This window comes from Nocardia sp. NPDC005745 (genome assembly GCF_040630775.1).
Taxonomy (GTDB): domain Bacteria; phylum Actinomycetota; class Actinomycetes; order Mycobacteriales; family Mycobacteriaceae; genus Nocardia.
Map to the genome: position 1 here is coordinate 20,163 of NZ_JBEXYF010000047.1, position 21,213 is coordinate 41,375.

A 21,213-nucleotide genomic window follows, 5' to 3' on the forward strand; every position below is an offset into this window, starting at 1 on the left:
CCCGCGACCGAGGCGGACCGGCTCAGGACACATCGGCCTCGACTATGGGCCGCTCCTGCCGCGCGAGGGGAATTCGTCCGGCCCCGTCTTCCGTCGGCGGATCGACCCGCGTGCCGGAGAGACCGGAATTCACGAAGTAGGCGATCTCCGCGCAGATCTCGTCCAGGCTCACCGTCGCCTCCGGCTCCGTACTCTGCACCAATTCCTGGGCGAGCGAGGTGACCGCGCCGATCACGGCCAGCGCGAAGAGATCGAAACGTCGCGGGCCGGTCTCGCCGCGGCCGACGGCGCGCTCGGCCTCGCTGATCAGCAACGCCGACAGCAAGCGACGCTGCTGCCTGCGCCACTCCTCCACCGCGGCGCTCACGCCGACCACTTCGACATAACACACTCGCGCGCACCGGGCATCGGCACACGTGACACCCAGGTACGCCCGGAAACTCGCCACCACGCGTACGGGCAAGGGCTCGTTCTCGGTCGCCGCAAGGGCCGCGAGCGCGTATTCCAGCGCACGGGAGGTGATGCGATTCGCCAAGGCGATGAGCAGAGCCTCCCTGCTGCCCATGTCCTCGTAGAAACTGCGCGTGGAGACGTTCGCCAGGGCGCAGAGCCGTTCGATCGAGGTGGCCGCGTAACCCTGGGTGCCGAATAGTTCGAGGGCGGCGTCGATCAGGCGGGTCTGCCGTCGGGCAACCCGCTGTTCCTTGGACAGCCCGCCGTAGCTGCGACCATCCTTGGGTCCGTGATCCCGCCGTGTCACCGTTAGATGCTACCGCGCGGCTACCTTCCCCCAGCGCGTCGAGCGCTGGTGCCGTGGCGATTCCGTCGTCCGGGCGGTCCTGCGCTCGCACGCTATTTCACGCCGCCCGCGGTCAGTCCCGCCACCAGACGCTTCTCGATGAGCGCGAACAGCAGCACCACCGGAATGATGCCGACGGTGGAGATCGCGAACACGTACTGCCAGGCCGTGTCGTACTGGCCGACGAACTTGGTCAGCGCCACCGACAGCGGCTGGTTCTCCGGCGTGGTCAGCACGACCAGGCTGGCGGCGAATTCGTTCCAGCACGCCACCACCACGAAGATCGTCGCCGTGACGACGCCGGGCCAGACCAGCGGCAGGCTCACCCGCAGCAGCGTCTGCGTGCGGCCGAGTCCGTCGAGCATCGCGGCCTCCTCGATCTCCACCGGGATCGCGGCGAAGAAACTGTGCAGGATCCACACCGCGAACGACAGGTTGAACGCCGCGTTCACCAGGATCATCGCCAGCCAGGTGTCGTTGATGCCGAGCGCGAAGAACTCCCGGATCAACCCGGTGACCAGCACCGTCGGCTGCAACATCTGGGTCACCAGCACCACGCCGAGAAACACCGCGCGCCCTGGAAATCGGTGCCGCGCCGTGTAGTACCCCGCCGGTATCGCCACGGCCAGCACCAGCGCCGTGGCGCAGACCGCGATGATGATCGTGCTGGCCAGGTTGAACGGTAACGGCGTCTCCGGGGTGTCCCACATCGTCGCGTAGTTGTCCGGATGCCAGGACTGCGGCAGGTACGTCGGCGGGATGCGCAGGATCTCGGCTCTGCTCTTCAGTGAACCGAGCACCATCACGACGAATGGCAGCAGGAACACCACGGCGAGTATCGCCCCGACCGCGGTGAGCTCCCAGCGGCGTCGTCCGGCGCGGGTCTCCGCCGGGCCCGCCTGCTCGATGGCCTCGGCGCGCCCCGTCATCGGTCGATCTCCCGGGTCGGGCGTACCAGCCGAACGTAGATCGCGATGACGGCGATGATCAGCGCGAAGTTCAGCACGCTCATCGCCGCGGCGGTGTCGATCTGCTGGTTCTGCCGGATCAGCTTGAAGGTGAGCGTCGTGGTGGTGTCCGCCGAGAACCCGGCGATGCTGCCGGTGATCACTTGCAGGATCGGCAGCGAGTTGAACACGTTGATGATGTTGATGATGGTCGCCACCGCGATCGCCGGACGCAGCTGCGGCAGGGTGAGGTAGCGGTAGCGCTGCCACGCGCCCGCGCCGTCGACCCGCCCCGCCTCGTCGATCTCCGCCGGAATCGACTGGAGCCCGGCCAGAATCGTGTAGGTCGTGAACGGCACGGAGACGAACACCGCCACGCCCATCGCCACCAGGAACGCCTGCGTCGGCTGCTTGGTGAAACCGTAACCGCGGTCGAGCAGCCCGATGTCGACCAGGAACCGGTTCGCGATGCCGACGTCCGGGTCGAGCATGTAGTAGAAGATCGTCGTCGTCATCACCACCGACGCCGCCCACGGCACCAGGATCGCCATCCGCACCGCGGTGCGTCCGGGGAAATCCTTGTTCAGGAACTGGGCCAGCGCCGCGGACAGCACCAGGGTGATCAGCACGACGCCGACCACCCAGACCACCGTGTGAGCCAGCACCGAGCCGAGTTCGGAGATCCCGAACAGGGTCCGGTAGTTGGCCAGTCCGGCGTTGCCGCGGTCCTGGCCGTAGGCGCTGAGGTCCCTGGTGCTGGTCCACACCATGTAGCAGGCGGGGAAGGCGACGACGGCCGCGATCAGGACCAGCGAAGGCCCGATCCACGGCAATGCCGCCGCTATTCCTCTGCGCCGCACGTCAGTTCGCGGCTTCCTGGATCCGGCGCAGGACCTGAGCCGGGTCCGCGCCCTGCCCGATGGTGCCCATCTGCTGACGGATGGCGCCTTGCGCCGCGGCCCATTTCGGATTGTTGCTCGGATAGAACCGCGCGACCGGAAGCGTGGCCGCGAACGCCTTGGTCACCGGGTCTTCGGCGAGCGCGGTCGCGGCGCTGCGGGTGATCGGGATGAAGCCCTCGTGCTTGACGAAGTCCGCGTACACCGCGGCCGAGTAGAAGAAGTCGAGGAACTTCTTGATCGACTCGGCCTTGGCGCCGTCCTTCTTGAACGCCATCAGGTGATCGGCCACCCCGAGCGTCACCGGCGTGCCGGTCTTGGTCGGCGAGGGCGCGGTCGCGTAGCGCAGGCCGGGGTTCTTCGCGAGGATCTGGCCGATCGTGGGCGGCAGGGCCTCGATCATGCCGATCTTGCCCTGGATGAAGGCGTTGATCACGTCCTTGCGGTCGGTCGCGCCCGGATTCGGTTGGGTCGCACCGGCATCGATGAGGTCACGCATGGCCCGCACGCCCTCCAGGTTCTCCGGGGTGTCCACGGTGATCCGGTCGCCGTCGGCCCAGGAGCCGCCCGCGCCGAAGGTCCAGATGGACGTCTCGCCCTGCGCCTCCTCGCTGCCCAGCGGAAGCCCGTACCCGGAGACGCCGCCGCCGAGCGCCTGGATCTTCTTCGCAGCGTCGGTCAGCTCGGCCCAGGTTTTCGGGGGCCGGGCGATGGCCGCCTTTTCGAACAATTCGGCGTTGTAGAACAGGGTGCGGGTGGAGGCGAACAGCGGCAGCGCGTACTGCGTGCCGTCGAGTGCCGCGTTCTGGGCGAAAGCCGGTTGGATGTCGGCCAGCACCGGCGCGGAGACGATGTCGGCGGCTGGGTAGAGCAGACCGTCGCCCGCGAAGCTGGCGTAGGCGTCGATGTTCAGCAGGTCCGGAGTGGTCGACGGCGACTGGAGCTTGGTGCGCACCACGTCGTTGATCGAGTTCCACGACTCCATCTGCAAGTTGACGGTGACGCCCGGGTTCTGCTTCTGGAATTCGGCGATGATGCCGTCCCACAGCGCCTTGGTGCCGGTGGCGCCGTCGCTGTAGGAGGGGGCGAGGAAATTGATCGTGGTGGCGGAGTCCGCGGCGTCTTTGGAACCGAACCCGCAGGACGAGAGGGTCAGCGCGACGCCGGTGACCATCGCGACTCCGGCAAGCACGCGACGAAATGGTCTTTTCACGAGCAGAACCTTTCAGATTTACCCACCCGGCGCCAGCCCAGGCGCCGATGATGGGAGGACGCACGGTCCGTGCACGTCAATCTAGCCCGGATCGTGATCATATGTGACCGATTTGATCGTAAATTTGACATAAACGATCACAAGGATGAGGCTGTTCTGGTGCCTACGCCTGCCCGCACGCCGCAGCCGCATCTGGCCACCGAGGTGGCCACCCAGCCGGACGACTGGACGCACGCCGCGACCATCGCCGCCGATCATCACGCCGCGCTGCCGAGGCCGGGCGAGCGCGTCGCGGTGATCGGTTGCGGCACTTCGTATTTCATGTCACGTGCGATCGCGGAACTACGCGAGGGGGCGGGCGCCGGCGCCACCGACGCCTGGCCCGCCAGCGCGGTCCGCGCTCGCGACTACGACCGCTACCTGGTGATCTGCCGTTCCGGCACGACCACCGAGGTGGTGCGCGCCATGCGGGAGATCCCGGCGCACATCCCCCGGGCGGTGATCTGCTCCAGTCCCGGCACACCCGTCCTCGAACTGGGTGACCCGATCCTGATCGACCAGGTCGATGAGCGGTCGGTGGTGCAGACGCGTTTCGCGACGACCGCCCTCGCCGTCCTGCGCAGCCATCTGGGCGAGAACCTGGCGCCGGTGATCGCCCAAGCTCGGGCGGTGCTCGCCGAGGATCCCGCCGAATCGCTGGCCGGGGTGCGCGGCGCCGAGCAGATCAGCTTCGTCGGCATGGGATTCGCGGCGGCCATCGCCGACGAGGCGGCGCTCAAGCTGCGCGAATCCTGCCAGTCCTGGACGGAGGCGTATCCGGCGACCGAGTACCGCCACGGCCCGATCGCCATATCCGCACCCGGCCGCGCGGTCTGGGCCTTCGGAGCGCTGGAGCCCGGCTTCGCCGCCGACGTCACCGCCACCGGCGCCCATCTGGAACACCGCGACATCGACCCGATGGCGGACCTGGTCCGAGTACACCGGCTCTGCCTCCTGCGCTCCGCCGACCTCGGACTCGACCCCGACCACCCGCGCGGCCTGAATCGCTCGGTGGTCCTGAAGTCATGAGCGAGGGCGAGCGGTGAACGTCGGCGGGGTCCCCTTCGTCGCGCGGGTGCCGGACACATCCTCGCGAAACCGGGCCCGCCCTCCCTCGCTACGGACCGTGGGGTCCGTCGTCGCCATGCTCCAGCCGCTCGCGACCGCGCGCACCGCCGCGCACCTCACCGTCGGCGCGCCACCTCACGCCGCGCCCGCATCCGCGCGGAAATCGCTTCGAAGCACCGGCTCGGGAACCGCAACCGAGTCCCCGCACCATGGCACGACGTCGTCGCAGACCGCGTGTGCACCGGCGCGGGAGGCGGCACGAACTACTGTGCCGAGAATGGGTACCGATCAGCCGCGGACGTCGGCGGGCGAGTCCATCGCGGGCACAGCGGCCGACCTGCCCGACGACGCGCTCGTCCTCGGATTGGACGTCGGCGGCACAACCATCAAAGGCGAGGTCACCGATGCCGGGGGCACGGCACTGGCCGTGGGCACGGTCGCCACGCCGCACGGTCCGGCTGCCTTCGACGCGATGAGCGAGTTGGGCGAGCGGTTGCTGGCCGAACTGCCGGAAGCCGACCGCCGCCGGGTGCGCCGGGCGGCTGTCGTACTGCCCGGCATCGTGGACACCGCCCGATCGGTCGCGGTGTTCAGCAGCAATGTCGGCTGGCGGGACGTGCACGTGGGCGACCGCTTCGCCGAGCGCTGGGGCGTGCCGACACTCATCGAACACGATGTGGCCGTGGCCGGTTGGGCGGAATGGCGGTACGGCGCCGGGCAGGGTTACGAGAACGTGTGCGTCGTCATTCTCGGCACGGGCATCTCCGGGACGCTGTCGGTCGGCGGACGGCTGGTGCGCAGCGGCTACGGACAAGTCGGCGAGTACGGGCACGTGCCGGTGCGGCGTGTGGGCGGATTGCCCTGCCCGTGCGGCAATACCGGTTGCGTCGAGACCGTCGCCTCGGGCGCGGCCATCGCGCGGGCCTACACCCGGCGCACGGGGCGCGAGATCGGTGGCGCGGCGCAAGTCTTCGCGCTGATGTCCATCGATCCCGACGCGGCCGCCGTGGTCGAGGACGCGGTCGACGCGCTCGCCGACGGGCTGGTCGGCATCGTGCACGCGGCTTGCCCCGAACTGATCGTCCTCGGCGGCGGGGTCGCCGGAGCCGGCGCGGCGCTCACCGAACCCCTGCACCGCGCGCTGTCCGACCGGCTCCGCTTGGTCCCCGCACCCCGCGTGGTGCTCGGGGAGTTCGGCGCTCGCGCGGGCCTCGCGGGCGCCGCCCTCTTCGCCCGACGCGGAGCGTTGACATGACGCCACACCGAAAGCCGACCATCGGCGAACCCCACAACCCCCTTCCTGGTCGATCCCGTCGCCGAGGCGGCCGGGCCGATGCCGAGCGTGATCTCCGGCCACGTCCAGTCCGTACTCACGACGGTCGACGAGATGGCGACAACTCCTCAGACCCGAATCCGGGCGGCGCGATCTCTCACCCGCCGCCCCGTCGCTGCGCATCCGCGGCGCGACTCGCTGACCGTCGCGTACGGCCGAAACCACCACCACGCGCGAACTCCGCCGACTGCTCCCTCCCGGCGGACGCCATCCGAATCGCGGGCCGAGGAGGACCGACATGTCAGAGCTGATGATCCGGGGTCGCATCGTCTCGGCGAGCGTCGCGCTGGACGACGGCGTGGTGCTGATCTCCGGGGACCGGATCGAGGCGGTGCGGTCGTTCGCGCAGTGGCGCGCGGCGCATCGTGATTTACCTGAGCCGCCATTTTCTGGCAGCGTGCTGCCGGGGCTTGTGGATATTCACAACCACGGTGGATTCGGGTATCGGTTCGACACCGTGGACGGCGCGCAGGCACGGACGGCGGCACAATCGCACCACGAGCACGGCTCGACCACGGTGGTGGCGAGCGTGGTCACCGGTCCTGCCGAGGAGATGGTGGCGCAGACGGCCGCCTTGCGCGAGCTCGCCGAGGAAGGCGTGCTCGGCGGTATCCACGTCGAGGGGCCGTTCCTGTCCGAGGCGCGCTGCGGAGCCCAGGACCCGCGATTCCTGTGCGACCCCGATCCGGGACTGACCGACCGGCTGCTGACGGCGGGCGGCGGGCATCTGCGCGCGATGACCCTCGCGCCGGAGCGCCCTGGCTACGCGGCCGTCGCACGGCGCCTGGCCGACAGCGGCGTGGCGATCGCACTCGGCCACAGCGACACCGACTACGCGTCCTTCCGGAATGCTCTGCGGCCGAATGGAGCAGCGAGCGTCGTGACCCATCTGGCGAACGGCATGCCGCCGCTGCACCACCGTCATCCCGGCCCGGTCGCCGCGGCACTGGTGGCCGCGGCGGCCGGGGACGCCATCGTGGAATTGATCGGTGACGGCGTGCACGTCGACCCGGGCTTCGCCGCGCTGGTGTTCGCGACCGCGCCCGGACGCGTCGCGCTGGTCACCGATGCCATGCAGGCCGCGGGCCTCGGTGACGGCGAATACCAGCTCGGCCCGCAGCCGGTGACGGTGCGAGACGGGGTGGCGCGCGTCGCGGGCGGATCCATCGCGGGCGGCGTCAGCACCCTGCTGGAATGCCTCGCGCGCGCCGTGCGCGAATCGGGTGTCCCGCTGCGGGACGCGGTACTCGCGGCCACCTCGGTTCCGGCCGCCGCACTCGGGCTCGCCGACGTGGGTGACCTGCGGCCCGGCCAATTCGCCGACATATTGACAGTCAGTGACAATCTCCACTTGCGCAGGGTGCTCAGACGTGGACAGTGGTTGAGGTGATCCTCACCGTGACAATGAATCCCGCGTACGACATGACCTATCGCGTCGAACGTTTCGAACGCGGGCAGGCCCACCGGGTCCGGTCGGTGGAACAACGCATCGGCGGCAAGGGCATCAACGTGACCCGCGTGCTGAATCAGCTCGGCAAATACGCCAGGGCCACCGGGTTCTCCGATCACGCCTTCGCGGCGGCCGCCGAGCTGGAGCTGCCGGTCGACTTCGTGCACGCGCTGCCGTGGGTGCGCCGCACGGTGGTGATCAGCGAATCCGAGGACGGCACCGCCACCGCGCTGTGGGAGCCGGGCGCCCGGGTCTCCAATCCGCACGCCGCGGAGCAGTTGGCGGTCCGGGTGGCGGGCCTGCTACCCGATATCGCCGGGTTGGTCATCTCCGGGTCGCTGCCGGGCGGCATCGACCCCTCGCTGCCCGCCGAGATCGCCCGCACCGCCATCGCGGCCGACGTGCCCACCATCTGCGACGTCGACGGCGAGGCGCTGCGCTTGGCCGCACAGGTGCCCGGCATCGTGCTCACCCCGAACGAGAGCGAATTCCAGCGTCTCACCGGCGCGGAGCCAACGACCGCCGACGACATCGTCAGCGCCGTGCAGCCGCTGATCGCGCACGGCGTGCGCGCCGTGATCGCGACCCGCGGTCTCGAGGGGATCACCGCCGTGACCGCCGGCGGCGCTTGGTCGGCGGCGCTCGCCGAACCGCTCGCCGGAAATCCCACCGGCGCGGGCGATGCCGCGGTGGCGGCCGTGATCGCCGCCCTCTCGTCCGCATCGCGCACCGACTGGCCCGCCCTGCTCTCCGACGCGGTCGCGACCTCGGCGGCCGCCGTGGTCGTCCCGGTGGCCGGTGAGATCGACCGCGGTATGCGCACCCGCCTCACCCCGACCGTCCGGATTCGAGAACTGGATCTACCAGCACCGCAGGAGGCTGCCTCGTGACCGCCCAGCCCACCGATCCGGCCGGTCACCGGCCTTGCGAGCCGATAGATACGCGGCGCGGCGTCGACACTCCGACGACCAAGGTCACAGCATGTGGCGAGCCGGCTACGAACGGTACGACCGCGCAGGTACCGCCGCAGTCAGTGGTCTTGCGAAAGCGCGCGCTATGCCGCTGATCGCGATCCCCGACCTGATCACCGCGGCCCGTCCCGGCGGACTCGGCGCGTTCAACGTGATCACCCTCGAGCACGCCGAGGCGATCGCGGCCGCCGCGGAATCGGCGAAACGGCCGGTGGTCCTGCAACTGTCGGAGAACACCGCGCTCTACCACCGTGGCATCGCCCCGCTCGCCCTCGCCTGCCTGCGCATCGCCGCCGACAGCGACGCCGCGATCGCGGTCCATCTCGACCATGCCACCACCGCCGGATTGATCCATACCGCGGTCGATCTCGGCATCCGCTCGGTCATGTACGACGGCTCTGCCCTCGACTACGCCGACAACGTCGCCGCCACCACCGCGATCACCGCGTGGTGCCATGAGCGCGGCGTGCACATCGAAGCCGAACTCGGTGCGGTCGGCGGCAAGGACGGCGCCCACGCGCCCGGCGCGCGCACCGATCCCGACGAGGCGGTGGAGTTCGTGCGCGCCACCGGCGTCGACGCACTCGCGGTCGCCGTCGGCTCCTCACATGCCATGCACACTCGCACCGCCGAACTCGACAACGACCTGATCGCCCACCTGGCCGCGAAGGTCCCCGTCCCCTTGGTGCTGCACGGCTCCTCCGGCGTCCCCGATCACGGCCTGCGCGACGCCGTCGAACACGGCATGACGAAGATCAACATCGCCACCCGCCTCAACATCCGAATGACGTCCACCATCCGCGATCACCTCACGAACGCCCCCGACCTCTCCGACCCACGCAAGTACCTCACCCCCGCCCGCGCAGCCGTCCAATCGGAAGTCGAACACTTCCTCCACCTCCTCGCCGGCTCCCCCGCCTAACCTCACGAGTGGCACATCCTGGAGAAGTTTCTCGCGTTTCGCCGCAGCCATGTGCCACTCGCGGCAAGGAAACGGCCGGCGGCGCGTGCGAGGGTTTGCGCGCCGTCGGCCGGTTCGGGTGGTGGGCAGGGCAGTTGCCCACCGGTGTAGCTGTCGATGGATCGCTTCGCATCGACGGGGACACTCTTGCCGGTGGAGCTGAGTGCTCGGTGTCGTGAAGCTGAGAGTCGGCTGGGAGATGTGTCAGGCGAGGTCGGTGCGGAGCGCCGTGGTGAACGCCTCCCACTGAGTCGGCGTGAACGCCAGGATGGGCGAGGCGTCCGGCGACCCTTGAAACTTGCTGTCTCGAACCAGGACTCGACCACCGTCGAAACACACCTCTACGCAGGCGGTGCTGTCGTTCGAATGTGATGACTTGAACCAGCCGGCCGCGCTCCCCATGCCGATCACGCTACAGCGCGGCGAGTCTGCGTTCGATCAACGTTATCGACTCGTTCCGTGGAAGCGCGTGCTCGGCGAGAGCGGTGGCGAACATGGTCGCGAGGTGACGCACCGGTTCGCTCTCCTCGATCACTCCGAGATGGACCAGCGTCTCGGTCCACGCCACGTCGGGAAGGAGTGCGCTGTCGAATCCGAGCAGGTGGAACGACGCACCGGTCAGCAGTACACCACCTGGCGCGTCGAAGGGCACGACCCGAACGTCGACTGTGTCGGCCTGCGTCTCGGTAATCGACAGCAGGTGTGAAAGCTGATCTTTCAGGACCGCCACACCCCCGGTGCGCTGGGTCAGCGCGGCCTCGTTGACGATCGCGGTGACCTGAAGCGGCTCCGATCCGGTCAGCCGCTGCTGACGTCGCATGCGAATTTCGACCCAGCGCTCGATTTCCACTTGCCGTACCCGCGCCCGGTCGTTGGCGATCACCGCCCGCGCGTAGTCCTCGGTCTGCAAAAGGCCGGGAATCAAGATGCTCGCGTAACTACGGACGCTCCGCGCCCCGTGCTCCAATCCATAGAGGCGTATCACCTCGTCCGACAGCAAGCCCGCGTACTCCGACCACCACCCGCGCTGTTTCGCGATGTCGCGCAGCCGCAACATCTCCTCGCGTTCCGCGGGGTCGAATTCGAGCAGGCTCATCAGATTCCGCAATTTGTCCTCGGCCAGGACGCGTTCTTTCTCTACCTTCGACCAGTACGACAGCGTGAAGCCCAGTTCCTTGGCGATGACGGACGCGGACACGTCGAACTCGGTGCGGCGGCGCTTGATTCTGAGCATGAGCTCCCAGCGCGCGACCGTGGGCGAAAGTGGTGCCATCGTCCGATGAGTCCTTCCGGCTGTTCGTGCAGATGACCGTACCCGCATCCACAGCGAGGCAAGTTTGTCAAATTGACCGGTCAAGTTGACTTGTCAGCAGTCCCGCACCTACGCTGCTTGTGTTGCGCATCACAGCGGGGCTGGTGGAACAGCCCGCTCGGCGGGGATCAAGGGGGTTCTGATGTCGGTGCATGTCGTCGACCGGATGTGGATCGTGAGTGATCAGACGCCGCATCAGGCGCGGCGGGTCAGTGACGACGCGTGGGTGGTGTCCTATCTGCGTGGCCGGATGGTGTCCACCGAGCAGGCGACTGCGGCTATCCAAGCGGCGGAGATGGTCGCGCTGACGGAGGAGCTGGTGCGCCGCATCGGGCTCACGCCGCTGGAGGCCGTCGGTCTCGTCGTCCTCGAATCGCCGTGGGACACCGGGCCGTTGCGCAAGCGGTACCGATTGCCGCGTCCGGGCGGGCGGCATCGTCGATGAACCTTCGCGTCTCGCGTGACGCCCGCCGCGACCATTCGATCCAGGGGGTTATCGCAGTGGAACCACTGCCGACCAAAGAGCTCATCTTGCAGGCCTGCCGCACCGCGCCCCGCCGCGCGCACCCGATCCTCGAATCGGCCCATTTACTCGCGGGATTGCATCAACGCCGCCTGCGCCGTGGCCCGGGCGGGACGAACGACATCGACGGGCACCGCGCCCGGCTCGTCCTCGCGATCGACCGCTGGGTCGCCACCGAGGCGCCGCTGCCACACGGCGGCGCGCACATGCACACCGAAACCGTGGGCATGGTGGTCGACCGGCTCGCCCAGTTCTCCGCCTGCGCCTACGAGATCCTCTCCGGCGCCCCGGAATGGGCCGTGCACGATGCCTGGGAGCGCCTCGCCGAACTCGCGCTCGGCTACGAGGATCTCGCCTACGAGGTCGCGGCGGGCGTGCGCCGCCTGCCCTACCTCAGCGGCCCGCGCGATCAGCCGTGACTCACTCGACGTCCAGGTCCGGCCAGGCATTGGCCTCGACCCGGGCGCGCACCCGTGCCACGTCGGCTTCGGAGGGCATGTCGTTGGTGATCTTGGTGATCATCACCTGGATGTCGGTCTGGTCGATGTCCGCCCCGCCGAAGCCGGTCAGTTCGGCGGCGATCCGGGCCACCTCTTCGTCGGACAGGCGACGGCGCAGCAGCGCGAGCAGCGGGATGTAGTCGGACTCCGGCACGCCGTCCGGGTATCCGACCCGCAGCCAGCCGATGATCGCGTGCAGGAAGGGTGGCATCGGCGGCGGCTCGGTCAGTCGGAATCGGCGGGCGGATCGGCCAGCGGCCAGCCGCCCGCGGCCAGATGGGAGGCGACGCGAGCGACGTCGCCTTCGGCCGGTTGCTCCATGGCGAACCGGGCGATGGCCTGCTCGATCTCGGCGTGGGTGATCGTGCTGTCCGGATTCGAAGCGACCAGCTCCTCGGCGATCGCGACCACCTCGTAGTCGGTGAGGTGCCGGTGCAGCACGGCGAACAGGGCAACATAATCCGCCTGCGGGACACCCTGCGGATACCCCGCGCGCAGCCAGCCCACGACTTTGCCGAGCAGCTTCGGCCGGAGCGGAGCTGGTTTCACTGGATCGGTCACGCTGGCACTCCTCACGCCTGCCCGAACAAATGGATGCCGAATCTGGCGGCGATGAACGCTTTCGCCGTGTACAGGATGCCGCTGACGATCGCCACGACGACCAGCGCGAAGCACGCGACCGCGGCCGCGAGGGCGGGATAATTGCGCCGCACCGCGCCCGTTCCCGCATCGGTCGTCACGGTCGTCGACCAGAACCGCACCCCGATCGCGAAGATCATCGGCAGGCCCGCGCCGAGCACCAGGCCGGCCGCGACGACTTTCCACAGCGCGTTCAGATTCGTGACGAGAGTGTGCACGCCTGGTCCTCCTACACCTGGGCCGAACGGTTCTTGTCCGCCGACGTGGCGGGCGGCGCGGCGGTGGGCGGATCGGTCCCGTCGCCCGGCCACTCGTTGACGTTGCCGGTGTGCACCGGATCACGCCGCGACCGCAGGTACATCAGCGTCGACAGCCCGATCAGGATGCCGAAGACCACGAGCACACCGGCCAGCCCGCCGATGACGTGCGCGATGGCCCAGCAGATCGCTCCCGCGACCGCGGCCAGCGGCAGCGTGAGCAACCATGCGACCACCATCCGCCCCATCACGGCCCAGCGCACCTCGGCGCCCTTGCCGAGACCGGTGCCGAGGATCGCGCCGGTGGCCGTCTGCGTGGTGGACAGCGGCAACCCGAAATGGGCCGAGGTCAAGATGATGGCGGCCGAGGCGGACTCCGCCGCGAGGCCCTGCGGCGAGTCGATCTCTACCAGGCCCTTGCCCAGCGTCCGGATGATCCGCCACCCGCCGAGGTAGGTGCCCGCCGCGATGGCCACGGCGCACGCGGCCATCACCCAGAGCGGCAGGTCGTCGTCCTTGGTGAGCGTCCCGTGCGCGACGAGCGCCAGGAAGATCACGCCCATCGTCTTCTGCGCGTCGTTCGTGCCGTGCGCCAGCGAGACCAGCGAGGCGGAGCCGATCTGCCCCCACCGGAAGCCCTCGGTGACCTTCCCTTCGTCGGCGCTGCGGGTGATCCGGTACACCAGCCAGGTGCCGATCGCCGAGACCAGCGCGGCGACGATGGGCGCGAGCACGGCGGGAAGAATGATCTTGGTGATCACGCCGTCCGATCCGGATGCCCAGATCACCCCGCTCCAGCCCAGCGCGGCCAATGTCGCCCCGATCAGACCCCCGAACAGCGCGTGCGACGAACTCGACGGCAGGCCGAAAAGCCAGGTGAGCAAATTCCACAGGATCCCGCCGACCAAACCGGCGAACACGATGACGATCAGGTCCTGGCCGCCGACGGCATCTAGGCGCACGATGCCCTTCGCCACGGTGGCGGCGACGGCCACCGACAGGAACGCGCCGACCAGGTTCAGCACCGCGGAGAGCGCGACCGCCACCCGCGGCCGCAGCGCACCGGTGGCGATCGAGGTCGCCATCGCGTTGGCGGTGTCGTGGAAGCCGTTCGTGAAATCGAATGCGAGCGCCGTGACGATGACGATCAGGAGAACCAGTAATTCGACGGTCACGCCTCCAGTGTGCTGCACCCCCGGATGGCGGAGCCAAGTCGGTCACCGAAAGTTCCGCCGACCGACATGGACTAATCTGGTTCGCCCTGCTCAGCCGGATCGAGTGCACCGCGCGGCGACCGGACGGCCCGCGAACCGATCATCGATCCACGAGTTCGCGCCGGGGATGCCGCTGAGACCGACCAGGAAGTGTTCGCCGAGATAGACCTGGAAGTCCACCGGTGTCCCGGCGTCGCACCAGTCCGCGTACAGCTTCTCGGCCCCGGCCAACGGCACCCACGGGTCGTGCGTCGCGTGATAGAGGAACACCGGCACCGTCGGCGCGCTCGCGCCCAGCCGATTGGCGGCCAGGATCTCCTTGACCATCGGCAGTTCGGTGGGCGCGGCGGCATGGGTGAGCGCTTGCACCGGAATCGGCGCCACGGCCCCGCCGAACTCCTCCCCGGTCATGCACATGTCCTTGCCGATCTGGGCCAGTCGCCAGCCGTCGTCGTTCATCAGGCTCAGCAGCTCGGGATACTCCCGCGCCAATCCGAGCGTCGCGGCCAAGAAGACTCCGGACGCGGCGTTGCGGCCGTTCATGGTGGACAGCAGCATGCCGAAGTCGGCGGGAACACCGCCGAACGCCGCACCGACCAGATTGAGCTCGGGCGCGTACACGGGGGCCAGCTGGGCGGCCCATCCGCTGGCGATGGCGCCGCCGGAGTATCCGGTGACCAGCGTCGGAGCGTCCGGTCGCAATCCGAGCTCCGGCGTTCGCACCGCGGCCCGGATCGAGTCGAGCACCGCGTGCCCGGCCATCAGTCCCGCCCCGTACGCCTGCCGCGGGCCCTGATGGTCGGGCACGAGCACGGCGTATCCCTTGGACAACGGAATCTGGGCGGCCCACATCTCGGCCCACAACGGGTTCCTGAGTTCGTAGGACGGTGCGCACCGATGCCCGAGCGAGTCGATCGCGTGATTGAGCGAAAGCACCGGCCGCGGCCCCGGCCCGGTCCACGGCGTCCGCGGCACGAGCAACGTCGCGACCACGGGGACCGGGCGATCCTTGGAATCGGTGGACCGGATCAGCAGTTCGGTCGAGTGCAACGGGAAGGCGGTCAGGCCGGTGCCGCCCGGACGGGACGCGAGAACCGTTCCCGGCGGTGTGTTCTCGAATTCCGGCGGCGGGGTGTAGAACGGGTCGCCCAGCGGCGTGGGCAGGATCCCGGAGTATTCACGCGAAGGCGTGAGGAACTGCTCGATCGGATTCGCCTGCGCGGGCGTGCCGACCGCACTCACCGCCAAGGCGCCCAGCAACGCCGCCACCAGCCGGACATAGCGTCCGCACAGCACAATTCGCATCGTCCCACCCGCCCGCCGATTCCTTGTCCGGAGGTACGAACCGGCCGGACCATTGCAGTGTGGCGGCCATCCGGAACCTTGCGCTGCCCATACTTACAGTGGCTCGATTCGCCACGCACGCCCGACACGCACCCGGCGCGGGAGCAAGCGCGCTTCACATCGCGGCGACGGTCACGGCAGTAGCGCGCGGACGGTGTCGATGGTGTCCGCGTCGGCGGGTTCTTTGTCGGGGCGGTAGCGCACCACCCGAGCGAAACGCAACGCGACCCCGCCGGGATAGCGCGGACTGACCTGCACGCCGTCCAAAGCGATCTCCACAACCAGTCGCGGCCACAGATACACGGTGTGCTGATCACTCGAACGCTGGTGGCGGGGGAATTCGGCGGTCTGCCACTGCAACAGCGCGTCGGTGAGTCCCTTGAAGGTCTTGCCCACCATGACCGGCTCGCCGCTGTCCGGGTCGCGCGCGCCGAGATGCAGGTTCGACAGGTAGCCCGTGCGACGGCCGTAGCCCCATTCCGCGCCGAGCACGATCAGGTCGAGGGTGTGCGTCGGCTTGATCTTCTGCCAGGCCCTGCCCCGCCTGCCCGCCGCGTACGGCGCGGTCAACGACTTGATCATGACGCCCTCGTGGCCCGCCGCCAGCGCACCGTCGAAATATTCGGCGGCCGCTTCGGCATCCGGCCGCAGCAACGCGGGAATGGTATGCGTGCCCGCCACCTTCGTCAGCGCGGCGCGCCGCTCGGACAGCGGAGCGTCGAGCAGGTCCCGGCCGTCCAGGTGCAGACAGTCGAAGAAGTACGGATGCAGCAGCAACTCCCGGGTGGAGCTCACCTCGGCGAAGCGGCTCATGGTCTCCTGGAACGGACGTGGCCGTCCCGCGTCGGTGAGCGCCAGCGTCTCGCCGTCCAGTACGACGCTCATGCAATCCAGGCCGGCGACCAGCTCGACCAGTTCGGGCACGCCCGCGGTGATATCGCGCAGCGTCCTGGTGAAGATGCGGACCCGGTCGCCGTCCCGGTGCACCTGGATGCGGGCGCCGTCCAGCTTGTGCTCGACGCTCACCTCGCCCTCGAACTCGATCAGCGCCTCGTCCAGCGTCGCACCGGGCGAGGCGAGCATGGGCTGGATCGGGCGGCCGACTTCGAGCCGGAACTCCGCGAGTGCGGCAGCGCCGCCGGTCAGCGCCGCGACGGCGGTGACCGGCAATCGCCCCGACAGCATGTACGCCCGGCGCACCAGATCGGGCGGCACACCCGCGGCGACGGCCACCGCTTCGGCGACCACGGCGGTGAGCGCTCCTTGGCGCAGTTCCCCGGTGAGCAGGCGCACCAGGAAACTCTGCTCATCCGCCGTCGCCGCGGACCACAGCGCCCCGAGCAGTTCCTTGCGCCGGGCGGCGGACCCGGCGCCGGAGGTACCGGCCAGCTCGCTCAGCGCGGCGTGCACCGCCGCGACGGTCAGCGTCGCGACCGGCGCGGGCGGGCTGTCGAGCGTGGTGAGCGTGCGCCACCCCGTGCCGATCCGCCCCTGCGGTAACTCGCCGGACGCCCAGGCGACGACGGGCGCGAGCTCGTCGGCGGCGGCCGAGCTCAGCAGCCCGGCCAGCGTGGCGATCTTCGTCTTGCGTGACCTGGTCGCGCGCACGGTCTCCGAGGCCAGGACGACATCCGAGAACAACACCCTGCCGACGGTAGCCGCCGGGTACGACACATGTCCGCGAGGAGTGTTAATCCGTAATTGGCACGGATGCGAACCCGGCCATAAGCTGGACGCATGGCCAAGACTTACGTCGGCGCTCGGCTGCGTCAGCTGCGGACCGAACGCGGGCTGAGCCAGATCGCGCTGGCCCAGCAGCTGGAGATCTCGGCGAGTTACCTCAACCAGATCGAGCACGACGTGCGCCCGCTCACCGTCCCGGTGCTGCTGAAGATCAGCGACGTGTTCGGCGTCGACGCGACCTTCTTCTCCGCGCAGGACGACACGCGGCTCATCGCGGAGCTCCAAGAGGTCGTGATGGACCAGGAGCTGGGCATCGAGGCCGACGCCCAGGAGATCGCGGACATGGTCTCGGCGCATCCGAGCATGGCCCGCGCGCTGGTCAACATGCACAACCGCTACCGCAACACCTCCGCCCAGCTGGCGGCGGCCACCGAGGACCGGTTCGCCGACAGCGCGGGCAGCGGCGCGATCAGCAAGCCGCACGAGGAAGTGCGCGACTACTTCTACCAGCGCCAGAACTACATCCACGAGCTGGACACCGCCGCCGAGGAGCTCACCGCGCGCATCCGTTTCCACGGCGGCGACGTGAACAGCGAGATCGCCAGGATCCTGCGCGCGCACGACGTGCGGATCACCGAGCGCATCGACCTCGGCGAGGGCGTGCTGCACCGCTACGACCCGCAGACCCGCAACCTGGAGATCGCGCCGCATCTCTCCGGCGGGCAGCGCACCTTCAAACTGGCCGCCGAGCTGGCCTACTTCGAATGTGGGGAGTTGCTGGAGAAGCTGGTCGAGGAGGGCAATTTCGCGTCCGAGGACGCGCGCAAGCTGGCCATGCTCGGGCTGGCGAATTACTTCGCCGCGGCGACGGTGCTGCCGTATACGCATTTCCACGAGGTTGCCGAGGACTTCCGCTACGACATCGAGCGGCTGTCGGCGTTCTTCACGCAGAGCTACGAGACCATCTGCCACCGGCTATCCACGCTGCAACGACCGTCGCTGCGCGGTGTGCCGTTCTCGTTCGTGCGGGTCGACCGCGCGGGCAATATGTCCAAGCGCCAGTCGGCCACCGGTTTCCACTTCTCCGCCAGCGGCGGGACCTGCCCGCTGTGGAACGTCTACGAGACCTTCGCCTATCCCGGCAAGATCATGACGCAGATCGCCCAGATGCCCGACGGCCGCAAATATCTATGGGTGGCCCGCACGGTCGAACGCCGCGCCACCCGTTTCGGCCAGCCGAGCAAGACCTTCGCCATCGGACTGGGCTGCGAACTGCGGCACGCGGCCCGGGTGATCTACGCCGACGGCATCGACCTCGACGAGGTGCAGCCGACGCCGATCGGTGCGGGCTGCCGGGTCTGCGAACGGGCCAACTGCCCGCAGCGCGCGTTCCCGCCGTTGGGCAAGGTGCTCGACATCAGCGAGCACCGCAGCTCGGTTTCGCCGTATGTGCTGAAGTAGTCGGCCGGATGATCCCGGCACGGCGAACCGGCGGCGCGGGTTGAACGCGCGTCCGGCCGGGATCGGAGTACCGATACCGGCCGGACGCGGTGTTCGGTCAGGCGGCCTGCGCCTTTCGCTGCATCCGCAGACCGGCCACGGTCATACCCAGTGCGGCGACGAGCAACAGCGCCAGCGTCCAGGCGAGGGTGGCGAAGCCGTGCGGCGCCGCGGCGGCGGCGACCAGCGGGCCGATGGTCGCGCCCACGTAGAAGCTGAACATAGCGACCGACATGGCGGCGGCGCGGGATTCGCCGCCCAGTTCGCCCGCGCTCTGCAGCACAGCCGGAGCGATGATGCCGAGTCCGCCCACCAGCACGGCCAGCAGCACGGCCAGCACGAGCGGATGGGTTCCCTCGAAGGTCGCGACCACCATCGCCGTCGCGGCGATGAGCACGCCGAGCACGATCTGGCCGTGCTTGGACAGCCGGGCCAGCGGCACCGCGAGCACGGGCAGCGCGATCATCACCGGCAGCGCGCCCGCCCGCAGCGCGAGCAGTTCGCCCGAGCCGCGGACCACCCCGGTCAGTTCCAGGCCGGTGTACACCCCGACCATCACCGCCATGCTCATCGCGCCCGCGATCAACATCGGCACCAGCGCCCGGATGCGCAGCACCGCTGGAATCGCGGCGTAGCTGTGCCGCAGCGGCTTGTCCCGGCCGGTGGGCGCGTCGGCCAGCAACGCCGACCGCAACGCCAGCGCGAGGACGGCGAACACGATCGCGGAGGCGACGAACACCGTGCGCCACGGGAACGCGCCGACCATCCATTGCGACACGATCTGCGCGACCACCGTCGCCGCGAGGAACGACGTTGCCACGGACATGGTGGCCACGGCACGGTGCGCGGGGGTGATGCGGGTCGCCACATAAGCCATGATCGCGGGCGGAATCGAGCCGACCACCAAGCCCTGCGCCACCCGCAGGACGACGGCCAGCGGGGCGCTGAACGCCAATCCGGTCAATAGGGTGACCACCGCGGCCGCCAGCATGCCGGTGACCAGCACCCGGCGGTGACCGTAGCGATCCGACAGCGGCCCGAACAGGACGAAGCCGCCCGCGTAGCCGAAGGCGAACGCGCTGATGATCCAGGTCATCGCCGCCGAGCCGACACCCCATTCGGCCCGCATGGCGGTGAAAAGCGGGATGGGAACGTACATCTGGCCGGTGGCCAGCAGTGCGGCGAGGACGAAGAAAGGCAGGGTGCGCCCGGTGTGGGCTCGCGCCGAGGTGTCTCGGCCGCGCGTCCGGGCCGGAGCCGCGGACTGGAAGGTGGACATTGCCATGGCTCGAAGGTAGGCCTGCGGCAGGGCGTTGTCAACCAAATAGTTGGTTTAATGAGATGGTAAAGTGTCGGTCATGACGGCCACGATCAAACGCAGTGACGCGACCAGGCAGGCCCTGTTGCGCGCCGCCCGCGAAGAATTCGCGCAGTACGGGCTGGCCGGCGCGCGGGTCGACCGGATCGCCGAGGCGGCGGGCGTCAACAAGGAGCGCATCTACGGACTGTTCGGCAGCAAGGACAAGCTGTTCGACGTCATCCTGATCGACACGCTGCGCGAGTTCATCGACGTGGTGCAACCGCTGGCCGACACCGAACCGGGGGCCTACGTCGGCAAGCTGTTCGACTATCACCGGGACAACCCGCAACTGCTGCGGCTGATGCTCTGGGAGGCGTTGCATCGCGGCGCCGACGCGCACGACATCGACGGCTGGCGCGCCGCGCACTACGTGCGTAAATTCGACCGCGCCCAGGAACAGTTCGACGTCGACTCCGCGAACGCGGGCCGCCTGCTGCTGGCCCTGTGCGGCCTGGCCAACTGGTCACACGCCGTCCCGCAGACCACCAGGCTGCTGCTGGGCGAGGCCGCCGCGGAGGACAAGGACGCCACCCGGGCGTTCCTGATGGAGTTCGCCAGGGCGGCGATGCGCCGTAACGCGTCGCCAGGTGAGCGGGCAGCCCGCCTCCCGGAGGTCGAACTGGTCAATGAATTGACCACCAATGACGAGCAGCCCGACGTGGACCGCGCCGCCCAGCGACTCCGCGAGGCCCAAGCCGCCGCCGAAGCCGCCCGCATCGAACTCGCCACCGCCCTGAAGGCCGCCCACGCCGCAGGCACGAGCGCCAACCAGCTCGCCAGACAGGTATCGGGCACACTGTCCCGCCCGGTCGTGCTCAAACTGCTTTCCCAGCCCGACGCCTGACTCGACGCCCATCCGCACGTGCGCGGCAACGTCACTCGAATCGGCCGCCGACCACCCTGTCACCGCAACTGCCAACCCGGATGGTCAGCGTTGCACGCGGTCGAGAACCGGCGGCAAACGCACCACGCACCCCGGCGCTCGATGCCGGTCGAGCCGACCTTCATCCGCCGGGGCGCGCGCACTTCATCCGAACCTCGAATGCCGACGCCCCCGGCGCACCTCAACCGCAGGTTTCGAGCGAAGCGAGACCGAGCATGCGCCGTTCGCGGCCCGGCTCGTGTCCGAGTGGCCGTCGCGTAGGCGACGAAGGAGCACCCCGGCGCCTCCGCCGCGTTCAAGTTCGACGCGGTCACCGGC

Annotated in this window: 22 protein-coding genes; 9 read left to right on the forward strand and 13 right to left on the reverse strand. The window is 69.2% G+C overall.

The window, feature by feature from the left end:
- Positions 1–22 precede the first annotated feature (22 nt).
- The 4 genes from ABZ420_RS32915 to ABZ420_RS32930 all read right to left on the reverse strand — a co-directional run bounded on the left by ABZ420_RS32915 (position 23) and on the right by ABZ420_RS32930 (position 3,858).
- Positions 23–760, reverse strand: a complete 738-nt coding sequence (locus ABZ420_RS32915; protein WP_357131188.1) for a TetR/AcrR family transcriptional regulator — start codon at positions 758–760, stop codon at positions 23–25.
- Between the two features lie 92 nt (positions 761–852).
- On the reverse strand, positions 853–1,728 hold the full coding sequence (locus ABZ420_RS32920; RefSeq protein ID WP_357131191.1) for a carbohydrate ABC transporter permease: 876 nt from the start codon (positions 1,726–1,728) through the stop codon (positions 853–855).
- Entirely contained in the window at positions 1,725–2,606 is an 882-nt protein-coding gene (locus tag ABZ420_RS32925) for a sugar ABC transporter permease (protein WP_357131194.1), read from the reverse strand. The genes ABZ420_RS32920 and ABZ420_RS32925 overlap by 4 nt, the downstream gene beginning before the upstream one ends.
- A 1-nt stretch (position 2,607) precedes the next feature.
- Complete coding sequence (locus tag ABZ420_RS32930; RefSeq protein WP_357131197.1) at positions 2,608–3,858, reverse strand: extracellular solute-binding protein; 1,251 nt, start codon at positions 3,856–3,858, stop codon at positions 2,608–2,610.
- 159 nt (positions 3,859–4,017) lie between these two features.
- Between ABZ420_RS32930 and ABZ420_RS32935 the strand changes: the two genes are divergently transcribed.
- From ABZ420_RS32935 to ABZ420_RS32955, 5 genes are all read left to right on the forward strand, one after another.
- On the forward strand, positions 4,018–4,926 hold the full coding sequence (locus tag ABZ420_RS32935; RefSeq protein ID WP_357131199.1) for a sugar isomerase: 909 nt from the start codon (positions 4,018–4,020) through the stop codon (positions 4,924–4,926).
- Positions 4,927–5,242: 316 nt separating this feature from the next.
- On the forward strand, positions 5,243–6,220 hold the full coding sequence (locus tag ABZ420_RS32940; protein ID WP_357131202.1) for an ROK family protein: 978 nt from the start codon (positions 5,243–5,245) through the stop codon (positions 6,218–6,220).
- 316 nt (positions 6,221–6,536) lie between these two features.
- Positions 6,537–7,688, forward strand: a complete 1,152-nt coding sequence (locus tag ABZ420_RS32945; RefSeq protein ID WP_357131205.1) for an amidohydrolase family protein — start codon at positions 6,537–6,539, stop codon at positions 7,686–7,688.
- An 8-nt stretch (positions 7,689–7,696) separates the two neighbouring features.
- Positions 7,697–8,638, forward strand: a complete 942-nt coding sequence (locus ABZ420_RS32950; RefSeq protein WP_357131208.1) for a hexose kinase — start codon at positions 7,697–7,699, stop codon at positions 8,636–8,638.
- A gap of 166 nt (positions 8,639–8,804) precedes the next feature.
- On the forward strand, positions 8,805–9,641 hold the full coding sequence (locus ABZ420_RS32955; protein ID WP_357131211.1) for a class II fructose-bisphosphate aldolase: 837 nt from the start codon (positions 8,805–8,807) through the stop codon (positions 9,639–9,641).
- Between the two features lie 243 nt (positions 9,642–9,884).
- On the opposite strand, the gene ABZ420_RS32960 is transcribed toward ABZ420_RS32955, so the two are convergent.
- Both ABZ420_RS32960 and ABZ420_RS32965 read right to left on the reverse strand, forming a co-directional pair.
- Positions 9,885–10,082 (reverse strand): DUF397 domain-containing protein, encoded by a 198-nt coding sequence (locus ABZ420_RS32960; protein ID WP_357131214.1) that lies wholly within the window; start codon positions 10,080–10,082, stop codon positions 9,885–9,887.
- A gap of 10 nt (positions 10,083–10,092) precedes the next feature.
- On the reverse strand, positions 10,093–10,953 hold the full coding sequence (locus ABZ420_RS32965; RefSeq protein ID WP_357131216.1) for a helix-turn-helix transcriptional regulator: 861 nt from the start codon (positions 10,951–10,953) through the stop codon (positions 10,093–10,095).
- A gap of 181 nt (positions 10,954–11,134) precedes the next feature.
- Between ABZ420_RS32965 and ABZ420_RS32970 the strand changes: the two genes are divergently transcribed.
- Both ABZ420_RS32970 and ABZ420_RS32975 read left to right on the forward strand, forming a co-directional pair.
- Positions 11,135–11,437: a hypothetical protein gene (locus tag ABZ420_RS32970; RefSeq protein ID WP_040870859.1), complete on the forward strand. Its 303-nt coding sequence runs from the start codon at positions 11,135–11,137 to the stop codon at positions 11,435–11,437.
- A gap of 56 nt (positions 11,438–11,493) precedes the next feature.
- On the forward strand, positions 11,494–11,934 hold the full coding sequence (locus ABZ420_RS32975) for a DUF4254 domain-containing protein (protein ID WP_357131219.1): 441 nt from the start codon (positions 11,494–11,496) through the stop codon (positions 11,932–11,934).
- Between the two features lies 1 nt (position 11,935).
- Here the strand turns inward: ABZ420_RS32975 and ABZ420_RS32980 are convergent, their stop codons facing one another.
- From ABZ420_RS32980 to ABZ420_RS33005, 6 genes are all read right to left on the reverse strand, one after another.
- Positions 11,936–12,226, reverse strand: coding sequence for a DUF3349 domain-containing protein (locus tag ABZ420_RS32980; protein ID WP_357131222.1), 291 nt, complete (start codon positions 12,224–12,226; stop codon positions 11,936–11,938).
- Between the two features lie 14 nt (positions 12,227–12,240).
- Positions 12,241–12,576: a DUF3349 domain-containing protein gene (locus ABZ420_RS32985; protein ID WP_357131225.1), complete on the reverse strand. Its 336-nt coding sequence runs from the start codon at positions 12,574–12,576 to the stop codon at positions 12,241–12,243.
- 11 nt (positions 12,577–12,587) lie between these two features.
- Complete coding sequence (locus tag ABZ420_RS32990; protein WP_357131228.1) at positions 12,588–12,872, reverse strand: hypothetical protein; 285 nt, start codon at positions 12,870–12,872, stop codon at positions 12,588–12,590.
- Between the two features lie 11 nt (positions 12,873–12,883).
- A complete protein-coding gene (locus ABZ420_RS32995) occupies positions 12,884–14,086 on the reverse strand; it encodes an inorganic phosphate transporter (RefSeq protein WP_357131231.1) in 1,203 nt (400 codons plus the stop codon).
- Between the two features lie 90 nt (positions 14,087–14,176).
- Complete coding sequence (locus ABZ420_RS33000) at positions 14,177–15,430, reverse strand: lipase family protein (protein ID WP_357131234.1); 1,254 nt, start codon at positions 15,428–15,430, stop codon at positions 14,177–14,179.
- A 171-nt stretch (positions 15,431–15,601) separates the two neighbouring features.
- Positions 15,602–17,113: an ATP-dependent DNA ligase gene (locus ABZ420_RS33005; RefSeq protein ID WP_357131237.1), complete on the reverse strand. Its 1,512-nt coding sequence runs from the start codon at positions 17,111–17,113 to the stop codon at positions 15,602–15,604.
- Between the two features lie 93 nt (positions 17,114–17,206).
- Here ABZ420_RS33005 and ramB point away from each other — a divergent pair, with 93 nt between their 5' ends.
- Complete coding sequence (ramB, locus tag ABZ420_RS33010; RefSeq protein WP_062968043.1) at positions 17,207–18,613, forward strand: acetate metabolism transcriptional regulator RamB; 1,407 nt, start codon at positions 17,207–17,209, stop codon at positions 18,611–18,613.
- A 97-nt stretch (positions 18,614–18,710) separates the two neighbouring features.
- On the opposite strand, the gene ABZ420_RS33015 is transcribed toward ramB, so the two are convergent.
- Complete coding sequence (locus ABZ420_RS33015; RefSeq protein ID WP_357131241.1) at positions 18,711–19,937, reverse strand: MFS transporter; 1,227 nt, start codon at positions 19,935–19,937, stop codon at positions 18,711–18,713.
- A 73-nt stretch (positions 19,938–20,010) separates the two neighbouring features.
- On the opposite strand from ABZ420_RS33015, the gene ABZ420_RS33020 reads away from it, so the two are divergent.
- A complete protein-coding gene (locus ABZ420_RS33020; protein ID WP_357131244.1) occupies positions 20,011–20,856 on the forward strand; it encodes a TetR family transcriptional regulator in 846 nt (281 codons plus the stop codon).
- Positions 20,857–21,213: the final 357 nt, after the last annotated feature.

What these genes read in the sequence shown, in the direction of transcription:
- ABZ420_RS32940 (WP_357131202.1), top strand. Translation starts at nt 5,243, where the DNA reads ATGGGTACCGATCAGCCGCGGACGTCGGCGGGCGAGTCCATCGCGGGC.
- ABZ420_RS33020 (WP_357131244.1), top strand. Translation starts at nt 20,011, where the DNA reads ATGACGGCCACGATCAAACGCAGTGACGCGACCAGGCAGGCCCTGTTG.
- ABZ420_RS32955 (WP_357131211.1), top strand. Translation starts at nt 8,805, where the DNA reads ATGCCGCTGATCGCGATCCCCGACCTGATCACCGCGGCCCGTCCCGGC.
- ABZ420_RS32920 (WP_357131191.1), bottom strand. Translation starts at nt 1,728, where the DNA reads ATGACGGGGCGCGCCGAGGCCATCGAGCAGGCGGGCCCGGCGGAGACC.
- ABZ420_RS32980 (WP_357131222.1), bottom strand. Translation starts at nt 12,226, where the DNA reads ATGCCACCCTTCCTGCACGCGATCATCGGCTGGCTGCGGGTCGGATAC.
- ABZ420_RS32970 (WP_040870859.1), top strand. Translation starts at nt 11,135, where the DNA reads ATGTCGGTGCATGTCGTCGACCGGATGTGGATCGTGAGTGATCAGACG.
- ABZ420_RS32965 (WP_357131216.1), bottom strand. Translation starts at nt 10,953, where the DNA reads ATGGCACCACTTTCGCCCACGGTCGCGCGCTGGGAGCTCATGCTCAGA.
- ramB (WP_062968043.1), top strand. Translation starts at nt 17,207, where the DNA reads ATGGCCAAGACTTACGTCGGCGCTCGGCTGCGTCAGCTGCGGACCGAA.
- ABZ420_RS33015 (WP_357131241.1), bottom strand. Translation starts at nt 19,937, where the DNA reads ATGGCAATGTCCACCTTCCAGTCCGCGGCTCCGGCCCGGACGCGCGGC.
- ABZ420_RS32960 (WP_357131214.1), bottom strand. Translation starts at nt 10,082, where the DNA reads ATGGGGAGCGCGGCCGGCTGGTTCAAGTCATCACATTCGAACGACAGC.
- ABZ420_RS32945 (WP_357131205.1), top strand. Translation starts at nt 6,537, where the DNA reads ATGTCAGAGCTGATGATCCGGGGTCGCATCGTCTCGGCGAGCGTCGCG.
- ABZ420_RS33000 (WP_357131234.1), bottom strand. Translation starts at nt 15,430, where the DNA reads ATGCGAATTGTGCTGTGCGGACGCTATGTCCGGCTGGTGGCGGCGTTG.